This window comes from Micromonospora echinofusca, assembly GCF_900091445.1.
Taxonomy (GTDB): Bacteria; Actinomycetota; Actinomycetes; order Mycobacteriales; family Micromonosporaceae; genus Micromonospora; species Micromonospora echinofusca.
Genome location: NZ_LT607733.1, coordinates 6,220,832 through 6,237,587 on the forward strand (window position 1 = coordinate 6,220,832; position 16,756 = coordinate 6,237,587).

Genomic DNA, 16,756 nt, shown 5'->3' on the forward strand with positions numbered 1-16,756 from the left:
GCGGCCGATCGGCGATGGGGGTGTCGTGCACTGCGCCTCCAGGGAGTCCGACGTACCGGGGCCAATCGAAGCAGACCGGGCTGAGAGGTCGCTGAGACGAAGGTCAGGGTCGCCACCCGACCAATGCACACTGCGCCCGACTTCCAGATGTTCCATGGTTGTCTGCGAGGTAAACGAGGTATGAACGATGCGTGAGGTGAATCATGATTGATGCCGACTCGCCGGATGTTCCGGAGATCAGTGTCGAGTGGTACCAGGACATCGTCGACTTCGCCGCCGACACCCCGCAACCGGTGCAGTGGTTCGCCGAGCACTTCACCGAGGGCGCGATCCTGCTGCTCGGCGCGCTGTGGCTGATCGCCGCCGTGTCCCGGCTCGGCGGCGGCCCACGCGACCGGGCGTACGCCCTGGTGTCGCCCGCGCCGGTGGTGCTCGCGTACGGGTGCAGCGAGCTGTTGAAGACGGTGGTCGACCAGGAACGCCCCTGCCGGGCGCTCGCCACCGAACTCACCATCATCGCCGGCGAGTGCCCGCCGACGGGCGACTGGTCGTTCCCCAGCAACCACTCCACCATCGCGGGCGGACTGGCGGTGGCGACGCTGCTGCTGTCCCGCCGCGTCGGGCTGGTGGCGCTGCCGTTGGCGGCGCTGGCCGCGCTCTCCCGCACCTTCGTCGGCGTGCACTACCCGCACGACGTGCTCGCCGGCGTCCTGCTCGGCGCCCTGTTCGCCGCGCTGCTCACGCCGCTGTTCGCGCGCCCCGCCGCCGGGCTGCTGCACCGCCGCGCCCGCCAGGCGGAGCGTCCCGTCCGCGACCCGGCCACCCCGACGTCCCGCCGCTGACCGCAGCGGGTACGCGGCCTGCGCCCGCAGGACGGAGGAGCGGCCTGCGGAGGGCGGATCAGAGCAGGAGGAGGGCGGCGAGAGCGCCGAGGACGAGGAACGGGCCGAAGGGGAGGTCGCTGCGCCAGCCGACACGGCGGGTGGCCAGCAGCGCGACGCCGACCGCCCCGGCGAGCAGCAGGGCGCACACCAGCCCGGCCACCGGCACGGCCCAGCCGTACCAGCCCAGCAGCGCGCCGACGCCGAGCGCCAACTTGGCGTCGCCGAGGCCGAACCCGCGCCGGCCGAGCAGCAGCGTGGTGGAGGCGAAGAAGAGCGCCAGCGCGACGCCGGCCGCGGTGGCGCGCAGCCAGGGCCCCGGGCCGGCCCCCGCGACGGCGGCCAGCCCCAGCAGCAGCCAGGTCCCGCCCGCGGCGGGCCAGGTGAGCCGGTCCGGCAGCCGGCGCACGGCCGCGTCGACGAAGACCAGCGGGATCGCCCAGGCCAGCCACCAGGCCGTGGCCGCCAGCACCGGCGCGGGCGGCCCGAGCAGCACCAGCGCCCCGACGGCCGCCACGACGGCGAACTCCACCGTGCCGGGCGGCGGGCCGACGCGCGCCCCGCACCGCCCGCACCGGGCCGTCGGGCCGAGCGCCGGCCAGGGCCGGGCCAGCCCGATCGGGGCACCGCACCCGTCGCACCCGGTCCGGACCGCCACCCCCGGCGGTACGGCGTGCCGGATCGCGGCGAGCCGGAGTGCCGGGGCGAGCGCGAGCGCGGCGAGCAGCGGCGTCCCGCGCGCGGCGAGCTTCGGCGCGGTCGGCCCCGCCACCGTCGGTGGCCCGGTCAGCGCCACGAGGGCCCCCCGACCTCCGCGCCGGGCACGAACACGCAGGGTAGCGACCCGGGCGTCGCGGAGTGATGGCCGAAGCGGCCCGCACCCCTCCCGCGCGCCGCGCCGAGCCGAGCGCGGAAATGGCGCACCGACCCGCGCGGGAATCCCGCGTGAACGGAATATCGGTGCGATTCGCCGGGGGACGGATCGGACCAGCCGCCACGTCCGGGACAACCGCCCGCCGCCACGATGTCGCACCGACCGCAGCGCGCGGTTTCCACGCCGTCGTCACGCCGGCCGCCCCGCCGACCCCCGCCGCACCGCCCGCCCCCACCAGCCACGACCACCCGCCGTCACCACCCGTCATCACTCACGGTGTTCGATCGAATTGCCTCTGTTGCATCGGCGAACGTCAGCCTATGCTCGCCCCTTGGGTGTGGTGCAACCCACATCGAGACGACGAGACGAAGCGGGACATCGCATTCACATAGATCCACAAGGGTAAATGCAGCGGCGCTTTCCGACAGGTCCGGACGACCTCATCCGGGCGCGCCGCCGCATGCCCGGAGGTCGGCACGCCGGCCCCGGGCCCCCACCGAGGAGGCACGACGTGCGCGGACGGCGGTTCGGCCGATGGGCAACCTGCCTGCTCGCCATCGCGGCGCTCGGCGCGGCCCCGGCCTGCGGCGTCGAGCCCGGACCGGCCCCGGGCGCGGCGCCTGTCGGGGACGCGCCCGCCCCCACCCGCCCGGCCGCCGACGAGCAGGCGGCGAGGAGGGCGGCGCTGGAGGCGTACGCCGGATATCTCGCCGCCTCGCGCGCGGCGAGCGGACGCGGCGATCCCCACCACCCGGAGCTGTCCCGGTTCCTCGCCGACCCGCTGCTGACCCGGGTCCGGCTGACCATCCGCGACGCGAAGGAGCACGGCGCGATGCGTACCGGCACGTTGGTCTCCGACCCCACCGTGACCTCGGTGAGCCTGGATTCGAGCCCGCCCACCGTGGAGATCCAGGACTGCCTGGACGCCACCGGCTACCGGCTGGTCTACGCCAGGGACAAGCGGGTCGTGCCCGGCACCGGCGGAACGCGGCACCTGGCCACCGCCACCGCCACCCGCTTCCCGGACGGTCGCTGGCTGATCAACGCCGGCGTCTCCCACGAGGACCTGCCGTGCTGACGCGGGCGGGACGGATCCGCACCGCCGGGGACGGACACCGGACGGAGCCCGGCGATCCGAGGCACGGCCGGGGCGGGGCGGCCCGCCGGTCGCTCGCGGGCGCCGGCCTGGCCCTGCTGCTGGCGCTCGGGGCGGCCGTGCCCGCGATCGCCGCCGGGCGCGCGGACCCCGGCGCGGAGTGCCCGCCGGGGCAGAGCGACTGCAGCGTCTGGGACGACGACCCCGGCACCCCCGGCGACCCCGGTGGCGGGGGCGACGGCGGGGGCGGCGACCCGGATGGCGGGGGCGGCGGCAAGTGCCAGTGGAACGGTCGCACCGTCAAGTGCTACGACGACGTGCTCGGCTGGTTCAACAACGGCGACGGCTGCTACTACAAGCTCGCCGAGCCGCAGCCCGAGGCGCCCGAGGGCCAGCAGTGGTACACGCGCACCTGCAACGGCGGCGACCTCGGCACCCAGACCAACGTCCTGCGGGACACCCCGCCGCCCGGCTTCGGCGCACCGCCCGACCCCGAGGAACTCGCCCGCCGGGCGCTGGCGAAGATCACCATCGCGGCGCCCCGGATCGCGGTCGCCCCCCGCCGCAGCAACGGTCCCGGCCTGGTCGGGCTGCCGGTCTGGATGTGGGGCAGGAACGACGACCGGAAGTACTTCGGGCCGACCCAGCGGGCGTCGGAGACCGACCGGGGCCTGACCGTACGGATCACGGCGACGTTCGACCGGATCGTCTGGGACATGGGCGACGGCCGGAAGGTCACCTGCCGGGGCGCCGGCACCCCGTACCGGGCCGACGGCCCGCTCGCCGGCCGCCGGTCCCCCGACTGCGGTTACCACAGCGGCTACCCGAAGGCCGGCGACTACCGGGTACGCGCCACGACGTACTGGACGGTGACCTGGGAGGGCGGCGGCCAGAGCGGCGTCATCCCGGTCAACCGGACGACGGGCACGGTGCCGGTCCGGATCAACGAACTACAGGTGGTGGCTCAATGAGTGTGGCGACCCGCAACGGAACGGGACCGGCGGACGCGCCGGTCGCCCCGCCCAGGGTGGTCCGGCAGCGCCGGATGCGGCCCGGGCTGCTCGGCCTGGCCGTGCTGCTGATCGCCCTCGGCGGCCTCGGGGCGGCGTTCGCGGTCACCTCGGTACGCGCCACCGGCAGCTACCTGGCGGTGGCCCGGCCGGTCGAGGTCGGCCGGCAGGTCAGCGCCGACGACCTGGTCCCGGTGCAGGTGGCCGGCGGTCAAGGGCTGTCCCCGGTGCCCGCCGGCCGGCTCGACGAGGTGGTCGGCAAGCGGGCCGCCGTGTCGCTGATCCCCGGCACGCTGCTCACCATGGCCCAGCTCACCGACGCCCCGCTGCTCGGGCCCGGTCAGCAGCAGCTCGCGCTGGGACTGGGCCCCGCCGAGGTACCCGCCCGCAGGCTCCACCCGGGCGACAAGGTCCTGCTCGTGAGCACGCCGGACGGCAACGACGACCGCCCGGCCGGCGCCGCCACCCGGTTCGAGGCGACGGTCATCGACGCCGTCGCGTCCGACCGGGACGACGAGGTGGTGGTCTACCTGGCGCTCGCCGTCCGGGACGTGCCGGCCGTCGTCGCGTTGTCCAGCCAGGAGCGCATCGCCCTCGTACTGACCGAGGCGGCCTGAGGATGGCGATCATCGCGCTGGTGTCGGCGAAGGGCTCGCCGGGCGTCACCACCACCGCCCTGGCCTGCGCCCTGAGCTGGCACCGGCGGCTGGTGCTGGCCGAGTGCGACCCGGCCGGCGGCTCGATCCTCGCCGGCTACCTGGGCGGCGCCCTCGACGGCCCCCGGGGCATCGGCGAGCTGGCGGTCGGGGAGCTTCGCGACGGCAACCTGGAGTCGGCGTTCTGGTCGCAGCTGGTCGACCTGGACGCGCCGAAGCGGGAGCGGCTGCTGCTGCCCGGCGTCGTCGATCCCGCCCAGGCCGGCAGCGTCATCCCGCTCTGGCAGCGGTTCGCCGACTTCTTCGGCGCCCTGGAGGGCGGCGACCCGCCGTACGACGTGGTGGTGGACTGCGGGCGGCTGCACGTCGTCGGTCCACCGTGGCCCATCCTGCGCGCCGCCTCGGTGGTGCTGCTGGTCAGCGGCGCCCGGCTCCCCGACCTCTCCGGCACCCGGGCGATGGTCAGGACGATCGAGCGGGACTTCGCCGAGCACCGGGTGCCGTCGGGCACCCTGCGCCTGCTGCTGGTCGGCGACGGCCACGGCAGCGGCGAGGTCAGCAAGGCCCTGCGGCTGCCGGTCATCGCCCGGCTGCCGCACGACCCGCGTACGGCCCAGGTGCTCAGCCTCGGCGGCACGGTGCGGGCCGGGCGGCCCCTGATGCGCGCGGCCGGGGCCCTGGAGGTGCCGGTCGGGGCGCTGCTGGAACGCCGGCGCGCCCGGCTGGCCTGGCCCATGTCGCAGGGGGTACCGGATGCGGTTTGAACCGGTCTCCGGCGACCCGCGCCGACAGCCGCCCGGCGCCACCTCGACCGCCCCGCCGCTGGCCCCGCCCGACGGGCGCCACCATCCCGTGCCGCTTCCGGTGCCGGTCACCGCGTCGCGGCCGGAGCAGCCCCCGCCCCGCGCCCGGGTCGACTTCCAGGTGGTCCGCGAGCTGCGCCGGGAACTCAGCGAACGGCTCGCCCTGTGGCAGCGCGGGCGGGAGTTCACCGTCGACGAGGAGGACACCGAGCGCGCCCGGCTCGCGGTGGCGGTGGTGGCCGAGTACGCCGACGCGGTGCGCCGGGCCGGCACCCCGATGGCGTCCGGCGAGGAGCGGATCCTGCTCGACCAGGTGACCGCCGAGCTGGCCGGGCTCGGCCGCCTCCAGACGCTGCTGGTCGACGACACCATCGAGGAGGTGCACATCCTCGGCTGCGACCAGGTGCGCGTCACCCGGCACGGCGGCGGGGTCGACTGGGTGGAGCCGATCGCCGACAGCGACGACGAGCTGGTGGAGATCCTCCAGGCGGCGGCCCGCCGGGCCGGGGCCACCGAGCGTTCGCTGTCGACCTCCAAGCCCACCCTCGACCTGCAACTGCCCGACGGCAGCCGGCTCGCCGCCGTGTTCCTGGTCAGCCACCGCCCGTACGCGGTGATCCGCAAGCACAACACCCTCGACGTGAGCCTCGACGACCTCGCCGGTGGCCGGGGCGACCTGGACGAGATGGTCGACCCGCTGGTGCGCGACTTCCTCCGCGCGTCCATGCGCGCCGGGCTGAACATCATGGTGGCGGGCCTCGCGGGCGCCGGGAAGACGACCGTGATCCGGGCGCTGATGGACGAGATCCCGGCCGACGAGCCGTACGTGCTGCTGGAGGAGAGCCGCGAGCTGCTGCCGGCCCGCCGCCGGCTCAAGCACCGGGCGGTGATGAGCTTCGAGGCCCGGGAGGGGCACGGCGAGCGCGGGGCGGACGGCCGCCCGGCCGGCGAGGTGAGCATCGCCGACCTGATCCCGGTCTCCCTGCGCATGGGCGTGCTGCGGATCATCGTCGGCGAGGTCCGGTCCCGGGAGATCGTCCCGATGCTCCAGGCCATGACGACCAGCCGCGGTTCGATGTGCACCATCCACGCCCGTACGCCCGCCGGGGTCAGCGAGCGGATCATCGAGCTGGCGCTCGCACACGGCCGGGAGATGACCGTCGACCAGGCCCGCCGGATGGCCGGCAATGCGCTCGACCTGATCGTCTACGTCACCGTCGAGGACGAGACCGCGATCGGCGGGCGCAAGCACCGCTTCGTCTCGCACGTCGAGGAGGTCATCGGCGTCGGCGACGGCAACCGGATCACCACCACCCAGGTGTTCGGGCCCGGGCCGGACGGTCGGGCCGTACCCCGGCACCTGCCCGAGCGGATCCGCGCCCAACTCCTGCGCGTCGGCTACGACGCCCGGCTGCTCAGCCGCTGGATCGAGGCCGGCACGGGCGCGTGGCGGCGGCCCCGGCACACCCGGCTCGGACGGCGGTGACGCCGGTGCCGGACAACGTCGAACTCGTCGCGGTGGCCTCCGGGGCCGCCTGCGTCGCGGGGCTGCTGCTGGCGGTCGTCGCGCTGGTCGGCACCCGCCGGCCCCCCGGCGGCGGACCCGGCGCGGGCCGGGGCCTGGGCCGCCTGTGGAAGGGCCCGAGCGCCAACCCGCGCGAACAGCGGGCCCACCAGGCGCTGCTGGTCGGCGCCCTGGTCGCGGGCGCGCTGGCCTTCCTGGTCACCGGACTGCCGGTGGTCGGGCTGCTGGTCGCGGTGGCCGTCCCGGGCACCCCGTGGCTGTTCTCCGTCGGCAAGGCCGAGCAGCGGGCCATCGCCCGCATCGAGGCGGTCGGCGAGTGGACCCGCCGGCTCAAGGACGTCTCCGCCACGGGCCAGGGGCTCCAGCAGACCATCATCGGCACGGTCGCCACCGCGCCCGAGGAGATCCAGGAGGAGGTACGGCTGCTCGCCGCCCGCCTCCAGGCCGGCTGGCTGGCCCGCTCCGCGCTGCTCGCCTTCGCCGACGAGATCGGCGACCCGGTCTGCGACCAGGTGGTGGCGGCGCTGATCCTGCACGTGACCGACCGGGGCGAACGCCTCGGCGACGTGCTCGGCTCGATCGCGCACGCGGCGGCGGCCGAGGTCGCCACCCGCCGCGAGATCGAGGCGAAGCGCACCCAGCCCCGCTTCGCGGTCCGCTTCCTCACCGGGATGACCCTGGCCACCGTCGCGTACGGGCTGCTCAACACCGAATACGTCAGCCCGTACGGGACGCCCTCCGGGCAGCTCGTGATGGCGGCGCTCGGCGCGGCCTTCGTCGGCCTGCTGGCCTGGGTGCGGTCGATGAGCCAGCCGCGCCGGCCGGCGCGCTTCCTGCCGGCCCCGGACCCGGAAGAGGTGCTCGCGTGAGCGTCGTCCTCAACTGGCAGCTCGCCGTCGCCGTCTGCGGCGGGGCGGCGGTCGGGCTGGGCGCCTTCCTGGTGGTCCGCGAGCTGGTGCCGGCCACCCCCGCGCTCGGGCCCGCGCTGCGCCGGCTGCACCGACCGGCCGGCGCCGGGCAGCTCACCGCGCCTGCCGACCGGCGGCTGGAGTGGCTCACCGGGCTGTCCCGCTGGCTGCGGCCACCGCACCGGCAGCTCGCCCTGATCGACCGCACGCCCGAGCAGTACGCCCTGTCGATGCTGCTCTCCGCGCTGATCGGGCTCGCCGCGCCGACGCTGCTCGGCGTCACCCTGTTCACCGTCGGCGTCCGGCTGCCGGTGGTCGTACCCGTGCTCGGCAGCCTCGGGCTGGCGCTGCTCTGCGCCCTCGTCGCGCACCGGTCGGTGCTGGATCGGGCGGACAAGGCGCGCGACGAGTTCCGCCAGGCGGTCTGCACCTACCTCGACCTCGTCGCCCTGCAACTCTCCGCCGCGCACGGGCCGGTGCAGTCGCTGGAACGGGCGGCGGCGGTCTGCGACGGCTGGGTCTTCGACCGCATCTCCGAGGCCCTGCGGATCGCGCAGATGCAGATGCACTCGCCGTGGGACGAGCTGCGCGACCTCGCCGAGCGCATCGGCATCCCGGAACTCGGCGACGTCGGGGCGATCATGCGCGCCTCGGGCAGCGAGGGCGCGCAGGTGCACGAGACCCTGCGCAGCCGCGCCGACTCGCTGCGCGACCAGATCCGCACCGACAACCTGGCCCGGGCCGAGGGGGTGACCAGCCGGCTCGACATCCCCGGGGCGCTGCTCGTCTTCGTCCTGCTCGGTTTCGCCGTCTATCCGTTCATCGCCCGCCTGTGATCCGACCCTGAGAGAAGGAGCACGTCATGTCCGTCATCACCCGCCTGCACGTCGCGCTGACGACACGCCTGGCCGAGCTGCGCGAGGACGGCGAGCGGGGCGACAGCCCCGTACCCACCGCAGTGATCATCTTCGGTCTGGTCGCCGTCGCGATGGCGGTCACCGCCGCCGCCCTCGGCGCCGCCAACGACTGGATGAGCAACATCCCGAAGGCCCCGAAGTAGCACCGGGCCGTGCGCCGAGCGAACCCCGCCCCGGGGCGCCGGGTGGCCGCCGCCGCCCGGCGTCCCGTCGTGCCCGCCACCCGGTGCCCCGTCCGGTCAGCAGCCCGATGCGGCCTTCCGGTTGCCGTCCGACGGCTCGTCCCGGCCGCCGCCCGGCGGCTCACGGCCGGTGGGGTCGATCGGGGGGCCAACCCGGTCGAGTTGGCGGTGGCGATGCCGGCGATCCTGCTGCTGCTCTTCGCCTCGATCCAGACCGCGGCCTGGTTCGTCGCCCGCTCCACGGCGCTCAACGCCGCGCAGAGCGGGGTCAACGCGCAGCGGCTGCACCAGGCTCCGGCGGGGGCCGGTGAGGCCCGGGCCGTCCGGTTCCTGCGGGCCTCGGGCGGCTGGCTGGTCGGCTGGGAGGACCCCGCACCGAGCTGCCTCACCGCCGCGACCGAGGTGACCTGCACGGTGCGCGGTCGGTCCCTGTCGGTCGTCCCCGGGGTCAGCTTCCCCGTACGCCAGACCGCGCACGGGACCGTGGAACGGTGGACGACGCCGTGAGCCGTACCGCCGAGCGGGGCTCGGTCTCGATCGAGGTGGCGGTCCTCGCGCCGGCCTTCATCGCGCTGATCGTCCTGGCCGGCGTCGCCGGGCGTACGGCCGTGGCCGCCGAGGCGATCGACGCCGCCGCCCACGACGCCGCCCGCGCCGCCTCGATCTCCCGCGACGCCCGCACCGCCCGCGCCGAGGCCCGGGACGCGGCCCGCCGGCAGCTCGACTGGCGCGGCCTGAACTGCGCCGGCACTCCCGAGGTGACGTTCAGCGGCGCGGTACGCGGCGCCCCCACCAGCTTCGACGCGGCGTTCCGCAGCCCGGCCGGGCAGGACGCCTCGGTCACGGTCCGCATCGCGTGCACGGTCTCCTACGGGGACCTGCGCCTGTCCGTCCTGCCGGGGATGCCCGCGAGCAAGCGCGTGTCGGCGAGCTTCACGTCGCCGCTGGACCGCTACCGGAGCCGGGGATGACCGCCGTCGCCGGCCGGCACGACCAGGGCCGGGTGAGCGTCTTCCTCGCCGTGGCCATGGTCGGCGTGCTCTCCGTCATCGGGCTGGCCTTCGACGGCGCGGGCCAGCTGCGCACGTTGCAGCGGGCCGACAACCTCGCTGCCGAGGCCGCCCGCGCCGGGGGCCAGGCCATCGACCGGGCTACCGCCATCGAGGGCGGGCCGACCCGGATCGACCGTCCCCAGGCCCGCCGGGCCGTCGCCGACTACCTGGCCGCCGCCGGCGCCGCCGGCCACGCCGTCAGCTTCCCGGTCGTCGACGGTGAGACCCGGGTCCGGGTACGCGTCACCGTCACGCACCGCCGGGCCATGCTCGGCCTGTTCGGCTTCGACGAGACCGTCACCGTCTCCGGCGAGGCGACCGCGCGGCCGCTCACCGGGGCACCGTAGGAAGGGAAGGCAGCCATGGCCACATCGGGGCGTTCCGCCGTACGGCGGACCGGACGCATCCTGACCGGGTTCGGCGCGCTCGTCGTGCTCTGCGCGGTGCTGGTCGGCGCGCCGGTGGCGCTGCTCGCCCTCGCCGGCAACCCGCTGCCCGACCACCTGCCCAGCCTCGCCGAGGTCGGCTCGACGCTGACCAGCCGCGACGACGGGCGGCTCTTCCTGCGGGCGCTGGCGCTGGCCGGCTGGTTCGGCTGGGCCACGTTCGCCTTCTCCGTGCTGGTCGAGCTCGGCGCGCAGGCGCTGCGCCGACCCGCGCCCCGGCTGCCCGGGATGAGCCGCCAGCAGCGGGCCGCCGCCGCGCTGGTCGGTTCGGTCGCGCTGATCCTCGCGGCCAGCCCGGCGGCGAGTGCCGCGACGGCGATGACCGGCCCGTACGCCCTGCCGGCAGCGCCGCCGGCAACGGTCGCCTCGTCCGCCCCGGCCACCTCCGACGACGCTCAGGCGGTCTACCGGGTGGCCCGGGGCGACCACCTGGGCGCCGTCGCCCGGCGTTACCTGGACGGGTTCGCCGACTACCGGGAGCTGGCCGAGCTGAACCGGCTCGGCGACCCCGACCGGATCCACCCGGGTCAGCTGCTGAAGCTCCCCGGGGACGCCGAGGACCGTGGTGCCCGCCGGCACGCCACCGGCCGCCTCGTCGCCCGCCCGGCCCCACCCGAACCCGCTCGCCCGGCACCCCCTCGCCCGGCCCCTGGGCAGGCCGTCCCGGAGCGGGCGACGCCGCCTCCGCCGGCAGCCGAGGCCCCCGTGCCGCCCCCGGCGGGAACGAACGCCGGTGAGGCCCCGACCGTGACGGTGGGAGCCGCCCGGGCCGGCCAGCCCGATCGGGTGAACCGGCCTCTCGCGGTCTCCGCCGTCCTGGCGGTGGCGAGCATCGTCGGCGCGCAGATCGGCGCGGTCCTGGGCCTACGTCGCCGCCCGGGTCACGTACCGGCCGGCGGGTCGGCCGGCCGGGCCCACCCGGGCTCGGCCCGCGACACCTCGATCGGCCGTCACCGCCGCCCGTGACCAGCCCCTGACCCGCTCCTGACCACCGCCCCGGGCGAAGCGAACCGCCTCTCCACGTCGCCGCCCGCCAGACGCTCCGGGCCGGGCCGGTAGACATCGATCAAGAAGTTCGGTCAACCCGGGAGATCGAACCCGACCCGAACCTCTTGATCGCCCCCGGGAGGCTGAGCCGGGAGGCCGGGAGTCGCGGCGGCCGGAAGGCCGGGGCGCGGCGGCCGGGCCGGTCAGGGGAGGCGGGTCTCCAGGACGCCGTCGACGATGCGGGTCGGCAGGACCTGCTGGTCGTTGCCGGACGGGCCGTGCACCACCTCGCCGCCGTTGAGGCGGAACGCGCTGCCGTGCCACGGGCAGACCACGCACGCGTGACCGTCGATCTCCTGCACCTCGCCCTCGCCCAGCGGACCGCTCTGGTGCGGGCAGCGCTCCAGCATGACGGTCACCTCGTCGCCGTGCCGGTAGAGGATCACCGAGACGTCGTCGACCTCCCGGGTGATCAGTTGGCGCTGCGGCAGGGCGGCCATGTCGGCGAGGGAGTGCCACCCGTCGCTCATCCGGTGCAGCTCGGAGATGCTCTGGTTGACCTGGGCGCCCTGCTTGTACGCGAGGTGCCCCCCGATGTACGCGCCCATGCTGGCCGCACCGAGGCCGAGGAAGCCGAGCGTACGGCCGAGGTTGTGCCGGCCGGTCATCCGGGCGGCCACCGAGCCGGCGTAGAACGCCAGGCCGACGCTGTTGGACGCGGCGTGCACCAGGCCGACCCGGCGCTGGTCGCGGGCCAGTGCCGCCCAGTCGTTGAGGCCGGCGACGGCGGCCGGGAGGGCGCTGACGGTGCCCACCGCGCACAGCGTGGTGGCGGCCCGGCGCTGCCCCGGCATGAGGTCCAGCACCGCCGTGCTGATCCACGCGCCGACCGGCACCTGCACCATCGCCGGGTGCAGCGGATGGCCCAGCCACACGCCGTGCAGCAGGTCACGGACCCGCTGCGGTCGGAGGGTGGCCTGGACGGCGCGCTGCAACCGGTCGCCGACCCGGTCCAGCCCGGATGCCTGCTCGATCTTCGTCAGGAGTGCTCGCACCCGTACCGACTTCCCGGCAGGAGCCGCCGCAAACCGGTCGGCGGTGACGGATCCGCAGCGGTACGTGAGGAGCGCCCCGCCGACCCGGAACGGGACGCCCCCACCGAGGTCAGCGTGGGCAGGACTCGCGGGCCAGCGCGGTCAGGGCGCCGTCGGGGCCGCCCAGCGGTCGTGGTGGATCGCGTCGGCCAGCGGGCGCTTCTGCCGCCAGCCGTGCCGGGCGAGGTCGGGTACCGCCTCGAAGTGGGTGACCGGCCCGAGGCAGAGCCACGCCACCGGTCGGATCCCGTCGGGGATGCCGAGCAGCTCGGCGAGCCAGAGCTCCCGGTAGAACGACACCCAGCCCACCCCGAGCCCCTCGGCGGTCGCGGCGAGCCAGAGGTTCTGGATGGCGAGGCAGGTCGAGTAGAGCCCGGTGTCGGCGATGGCGTGCCGGCCGAGCACGGCGGGGCCGCCCCGGGCCTGGTCGTGGGTGACCACCACGGACAGCGTCGACTCCAGGACACCGTCGATCTTGATGCGGGCGAACCGCTCGGCCACCTCCCCGTCGAGCGTCGCGGCGAAGGCGTCCCGCTCGGTGTGCACGTGCTCGTGGAACCGGCGGCGCAGCTCCGGGTCGCGCACCACGACGAAGTCCCAGGGCTGCGAGTAGCCGACGCTCGGCGCGGCGTGCGCCGCCGCCAGCACCCGGTGCAGCGTCTCCTCGGGCACCGGCGCCCCGGTGAACTGGGCGCGTACGTCCCGGCGGCGGTGGATGACGTCGTACAGATCCAAGGCAGGCTCCCGCTGCGCTCGGCCCACGCCACACCGGACGCGGGCACCGGACGCGAGGCCGGTCTTCGGACTCCCGGATCGACGCCTGGCCGTCCGCCTTCCCGGCCCGGGCGGGCCAGTGGCTGCGCGTACGCGTGGACGGTGGCTCCCCGGTCACCGCGGCGGGCCCGTGCCGGATTCGCACCGGCTTCCCGATTCTCCCCGCTCGCGCGGGGCACCTCACATGATCGTGCCGTCGGCGATGCTAGCGCCGCCCGGCCCGCCCCGGTCCGGCGGGCGGCGCAGCGCACCCGCAGCAGTGGAAATCCGGTCGCGGGCCGCACGCTCCGGTACCACTGTGGTCCGGGTGTACGCACTCTCCTCCCGCCCGCTGCCGGCCGGTCGACCGGCGACCCGACTGACGCTCGCGCTGGGGCAGCCCCGGGCCGTGCCGCCGCCGCTGCTGATGCTGCTCGGCATGCTCTCCACCCAGGTCGGCGCGGCCGTCGCCAAGCAACTCTTCGGCAGCACCAGCGCCAGCGGCACCACCACGCTGCGGCTCGGCTTCGCCGCGCTCATCCTGCTGGTCCTGGCCCGGCCGGGGCTGCGCCTGGGCTGGCGTACCGCCGGTCTGGTCGCGGCGTTCGGGCTGGCCCTGGCGGTGATGAACCTCGCCTTCTACGCGGCCCTGGACCGGGTGCCGCTGGGCGTCGCGGTCACCATCGGCTTCGCCGGGCCGCTGCTGGTGTCGCTGGCCGCCAGCCGCCGGCTCACCGACGTGGCGTGGGCGGCGCTGGCCGGCGGCGGGGTGCTGCTGATCAGCGGGCTCGGCGGGACGGGGGTGGACCGGCTGGGGCTGCTGTGCTGCGTGGCCGTCGCGGCGGGTTGGGCCGGCTACGTGCTGCTCGGCAAGGCGGTCAGCGCCCGGGTGCCGGGCAGCCGGGGCCTCGCGCTGGGGATGGCCGTCGCCGCGCTGGCCGTGCTGCCGTTCGGGGTCGCCGGCAGCGGCACGGCCCTGCTCGACCCGTGGACCCTCGCGCTGGGCGCGGCGGTGGCGCTGCTGTCGTCGGTGCTGCCGTACTCGGCGGAGATGGCGGCGCTGCGCCGGATGCCGGCCCGCGTCTTCGCGATCCTGCTCAGCCTGGAGCCGGCGATCGGCGCGCTGGTCGGGCTGGTGCTGCTGAGCGAACTGCTGGCCTGGCCGCAGGTGGCCGGGGTGGCCTGCGTGGTCGGCGCCGCGCTGGGCGCCACCCTGGTCCGCCCGGCCAGGTCCGCCCCGCGCTGACGCCCCTGGCGCCGCCGGCACCGCCGGGGGCATGCTGTCGGAATGGGCGTACGCGTCGAACGTGCCGCGGCGGTGACCACGGTGATCCTGGACCGCCCGGCGGCCCGCAACGCGGTCGACGGGCCGACGGCCCGGGCGCTGGCCGACGCGTTCCGTGCCTTCGAGGCCGACCCGGACGCCTCCGTGGCGGTGCTCTGGGGGGCCGGCGGCACGTTCTGCGCCGGGGCCGACCTGAAGGCCATCGGCACGCCGAGCGGCAACCGGGTCGAGGCGCAGGGGGACGGCCCGATGGGCCCGACCCGGATGACGCTCGGCAAGCCGGTGATCGCCGCGATCTCCGGGCACGCGGTGGCCGGCGGGTTGGAACTGGCGCTCTGGTGCGACCTGCGGGTCGCCGAGTCCGACGCGGTGCTCGGGGTGTTCTGCCGCCGCTGGGGGGTGCCGCTGATCGACGGGGGCACGGTCCGGCTGCCCCGGCTGATCGGCGAGAGCCGGGCCATGGACCTGATCCTCACCGGCCGGCCGGTGCCGGCCGAGGAGGCGTACGCCATGGGGCTGGTGAACCGGCTGGTCGCGCCGGGTGAGTCCCGGGCGGCGGCCGAGCGGCTGGCCGCCGAGATCGCCCGGCATCCGCAGACCTGCCTGCGCAACGACCGGGCGGCGCTGCTCGCCGGCGCCGGCCTGCCCGAGCCTGAGGCGATGACGGGCGAGCTGGCGTACGGGATGGACTCGCTGGCCGCCGACGCCGCCGCCGGGGCGGCCCGGTTCGCCGCCGGTGCCGGCCGGCACGGCGCCCCGGCCCACTGACAGCCGGCAGCCCGACGGTCCGGTCTGGTCCGGTCAGGACATGTCGCGCAGCGCGTCCTCGATCGCCCGGTGGAAGGTCGGGTAGGCGTAGATCATCTGCCGGAGCCGGGCGAGCGGCACGGCCGCGTGCACCGCCACCACCAGCGCGGAGAGCACCTCGCCGCCGGCCGGCCCCACCGAGGTCGCGCCGATCAGCACGCCCTCGTCGGCGTCCGCCACCAGCTTGACGAAGCCCTCGTTGCCGGCCTTGTGGATCCAGCCCCGGGCCGACGACGGCACCCGGGCGAGACCGACCTGCACGTTGACGCCCCGCTCCCGGGCCTGGTGCTCGGTGAGGCCGACCGCGCCGACCTCGGGGTCGGTGAACGTCACCCGGGGCAGCGCCCGGTAGTCGGCGCGCGGCACCGCACGAGCGGCACCGCCCGCCCCGGTGGCCCCCGCCGCGCCACCCGTCGCGCTCGCGGTGCCGCTGGGATCGGCCCCGGCCCCGGCGCGCCGGGCGTGGTCGAGCACGTCGGCGACGACGATCCCGGCCTGGTACATCGCGACGTGCGTGAACGCCCCCTCGCCGGTGACGTCGCCGACCGCCCAGATCCCCTCGGTCACGTGCAGCCGGTCGTCCACGGTCAGGTAGCGCCGGCCGGCGTCCACCCCGACGGTGTCCAGGCCCAGCTCGTCCAGGTGCGCCCGGCGACCGGTCACCACCAGCAGCCGCTCGGCGGTGAACTCCGCCCCGTCCGCCCCGCGCAGGGTGAAGCCCCGCCCGTCGTGGCTCACCCGCTCCGCCCGTACCCCCGTGTGGATCTCCACCCCGTCGGCGCGCAGCGCGGCGGCGGCCACCTCGGACGCCTCCGGCTCCTCGACGGCGAGCACCCGGTCCAGGGCCTCGACCACGGTGCCCCGTACGCCGAACCGGGCGAAGACCTGCGCCAGTTCCAGCCCGATCGCCCCGCCGCCCAGCACCAGCAGCGACTCCGGCAGCTCCTCGACCTCGATCGCCTGCCGGTTGGTCCAGTACGGCGTGTCCGCCAGGCCGTCGACCGGCGGCACGGACGGCCTGGTGCCGGTGCCGAGCACGATCCCGTGCCGGGCCTGGAAGACCCGCTCGCCCACGCGCACCCGGCCGGGCCCGTCGAGTCGGGCGGTGCCCCGGACGAACCGGCCGCCCTTGCCGGTGAACCGCCGCACCGCCACGGTGTCGTCCCAGGTGTCGGTGGCCTCCTCGCGGATCCGCCTCGCCACCGGTGCCCAGTCGGGCCGCACCTCGGCGGAGCCGGCGAGCCCGTCGACGCGGCGGGCCTCGGCGATCGCGTTGGCCGCGCGGATCATCATCTTGCTCGGCACGCACCCCCAGTAGGGGCACTCCCCGCCGACCAGGTCGCGCTCGACGCCGACGACGCTCAGCCCCGCCTCGGCGAGCCGCCCGGCCACCTCCTCGCCGCCGACCCCGAGCCCGACCACGACCACGTCCACCAGTTCCGGATCAGCCATTCCGCCAGCATCGCGCACCGCCCGGCGG

The 16,756-nt window shown here is 76.1% G+C and carries 19 protein-coding genes and 1 riboswitch; of the genes, 15 read left to right on the top strand and 4 right to left on the bottom strand.

Annotation, left to right across the window (positions count from 1 at the left end):
* The first annotated feature begins 203 nt into the window (after positions 1 to 203).
* Entirely contained in the window at positions 204 to 842 is a 639-nt protein-coding gene (locus GA0070610_RS26665; RefSeq protein WP_089002582.1) for a phosphatase PAP2 family protein, read from the top strand.
* A gap of 58 nt (positions 843 to 900) precedes the next feature.
* Here the strand turns inward: GA0070610_RS26665 and GA0070610_RS26670 are convergent, their stop codons facing one another.
* Positions 901 to 1,653 (bottom strand): prepilin peptidase, encoded by a 753-nt coding sequence (locus GA0070610_RS26670; protein WP_231926247.1) that lies wholly within the window; start codon positions 1,651 to 1,653, stop codon positions 901 to 903.
* Between the two features lie 613 nt (positions 1,654 to 2,266).
* Between GA0070610_RS26670 and GA0070610_RS26675 the strand changes: the two genes are divergently transcribed.
* From GA0070610_RS26675 to GA0070610_RS26730, 12 genes are all read left to right on the top strand, one after another.
* The gene (locus GA0070610_RS26675) at positions 2,267 to 2,833 is read left to right on the top strand and encodes a hypothetical protein (RefSeq protein ID WP_089002583.1); all 567 of its coding nucleotides are present in this window, start codon (positions 2,267 to 2,269) and stop codon (positions 2,831 to 2,833) included.
* Positions 2,834 to 2,940: 107 nt separating this feature from the next.
* Positions 2,941 to 3,822 carry a hypothetical protein gene (locus GA0070610_RS26680; protein WP_089003767.1) on the top strand — a complete coding sequence of 294 codons (882 nt, stop codon included), beginning with the start codon at positions 2,941 to 2,943 and terminating at the stop codon, positions 3,820 to 3,822.
* Positions 3,819 to 4,478 (top strand): SAF domain-containing protein, encoded by a 660-nt coding sequence (locus GA0070610_RS26685; protein ID WP_089002584.1) that lies wholly within the window; start codon positions 3,819 to 3,821, stop codon positions 4,476 to 4,478. Before GA0070610_RS26680 ends, GA0070610_RS26685 begins: the two co-directional genes overlap by 4 nt.
* Before the next feature lie 2 nt (positions 4,479 to 4,480).
* Positions 4,481 to 5,281, top strand: coding sequence for a P-loop NTPase family protein (locus GA0070610_RS26690; RefSeq protein WP_089002585.1), 801 nt, complete (start codon positions 4,481 to 4,483; stop codon positions 5,279 to 5,281).
* Complete coding sequence (locus GA0070610_RS26695) at positions 5,271 to 6,806, top strand: ATPase, T2SS/T4P/T4SS family (protein WP_089002586.1); 1,536 nt, start codon at positions 5,271 to 5,273, stop codon at positions 6,804 to 6,806. The genes GA0070610_RS26690 and GA0070610_RS26695 overlap by 11 nt, the downstream gene beginning before the upstream one ends.
* A complete protein-coding gene (locus GA0070610_RS26700; protein ID WP_089002587.1) occupies positions 6,767 to 7,714 on the top strand; it encodes a type II secretion system F family protein in 948 nt (315 codons plus the stop codon). The genes GA0070610_RS26695 and GA0070610_RS26700 overlap by 40 nt, the downstream gene beginning before the upstream one ends.
* Positions 7,711 to 8,589, top strand: coding sequence for a type II secretion system F family protein (locus GA0070610_RS26705; protein ID WP_089002588.1), 879 nt, complete (start codon positions 7,711 to 7,713; stop codon positions 8,587 to 8,589). Before GA0070610_RS26700 ends, GA0070610_RS26705 begins: the two co-directional genes overlap by 4 nt.
* Positions 8,590 to 8,615: 26 nt before the next feature.
* Positions 8,616 to 8,813, top strand: coding sequence for a hypothetical protein (locus GA0070610_RS26710; RefSeq protein ID WP_089002589.1), 198 nt, complete (start codon positions 8,616 to 8,618; stop codon positions 8,811 to 8,813).
* 69 nt (positions 8,814 to 8,882) lie between these two features.
* Positions 8,883 to 9,359, top strand: coding sequence for a TadE/TadG family type IV pilus assembly protein (locus GA0070610_RS26715; RefSeq protein WP_089003768.1), 477 nt, complete (start codon positions 8,883 to 8,885; stop codon positions 9,357 to 9,359).
* Positions 9,344 to 9,823 (top strand): TadE/TadG family type IV pilus assembly protein, encoded by a 480-nt coding sequence (locus tag GA0070610_RS26720; RefSeq protein ID WP_089002590.1) that lies wholly within the window; start codon positions 9,344 to 9,346, stop codon positions 9,821 to 9,823. The genes GA0070610_RS26715 and GA0070610_RS26720 overlap by 16 nt, the downstream gene beginning before the upstream one ends.
* Entirely contained in the window at positions 9,820 to 10,251 is a 432-nt protein-coding gene (locus GA0070610_RS26725; RefSeq protein ID WP_089002591.1) for a pilus assembly protein TadG-related protein, read from the top strand. The genes GA0070610_RS26720 and GA0070610_RS26725 overlap by 4 nt, the downstream gene beginning before the upstream one ends.
* 15 nt (positions 10,252 to 10,266) lie before the next feature.
* Entirely contained in the window at positions 10,267 to 11,316 is a 1,050-nt protein-coding gene (locus tag GA0070610_RS26730; RefSeq protein ID WP_089002592.1) for a LysM peptidoglycan-binding domain-containing protein, read from the top strand.
* Positions 11,317 to 11,540: 224 nt separating this feature from the next.
* Here the strand turns inward: GA0070610_RS26730 and GA0070610_RS26735 are convergent, their stop codons facing one another.
* Both GA0070610_RS26735 and bluB read right to left on the bottom strand, forming a co-directional pair.
* Positions 11,541 to 12,392 (bottom strand): Rieske 2Fe-2S domain-containing protein, encoded by an 852-nt coding sequence (locus GA0070610_RS26735; protein ID WP_089002593.1) that lies wholly within the window; start codon positions 12,390 to 12,392, stop codon positions 11,541 to 11,543.
* A 141-nt stretch (positions 12,393 to 12,533) separates the two neighbouring features.
* Positions 12,534 to 13,166 (bottom strand): 5,6-dimethylbenzimidazole synthase, encoded by a 633-nt coding sequence (gene bluB / locus GA0070610_RS26740; RefSeq protein ID WP_089002594.1) that lies wholly within the window; start codon positions 13,164 to 13,166, stop codon positions 12,534 to 12,536.
* A gap of 50 nt (positions 13,167 to 13,216) precedes the next feature.
* A riboswitch (cobalamin riboswitch) is annotated at positions 13,217 to 13,391 on the bottom strand.
* 121 nt (positions 13,392 to 13,512) lie between these two features.
* Here bluB and GA0070610_RS26745 point away from each other — a divergent pair.
* On the top strand, positions 13,513 to 14,430 hold the full coding sequence (locus GA0070610_RS26745) for an EamA family transporter (RefSeq protein ID WP_197697774.1): 918 nt from the start codon (positions 13,513 to 13,515) through the stop codon (positions 14,428 to 14,430).
* A gap of 42 nt (positions 14,431 to 14,472) precedes the next feature.
* Positions 14,473 to 15,237, top strand: coding sequence for a crotonase/enoyl-CoA hydratase family protein (locus GA0070610_RS26750; protein WP_089002595.1), 765 nt, complete (start codon positions 14,473 to 14,475; stop codon positions 15,235 to 15,237).
* Positions 15,238 to 15,270: 33 nt separating this feature from the next.
* On the opposite strand, the gene GA0070610_RS26755 is transcribed toward GA0070610_RS26750, so the two are convergent.
* Positions 15,271 to 16,728, bottom strand: coding sequence for a dihydrolipoyl dehydrogenase family protein (locus GA0070610_RS26755; RefSeq protein WP_089002596.1), 1,458 nt, complete (start codon positions 16,726 to 16,728; stop codon positions 15,271 to 15,273).
* Between the last annotated feature and the right edge of the window lie 28 nt (positions 16,729 to 16,756).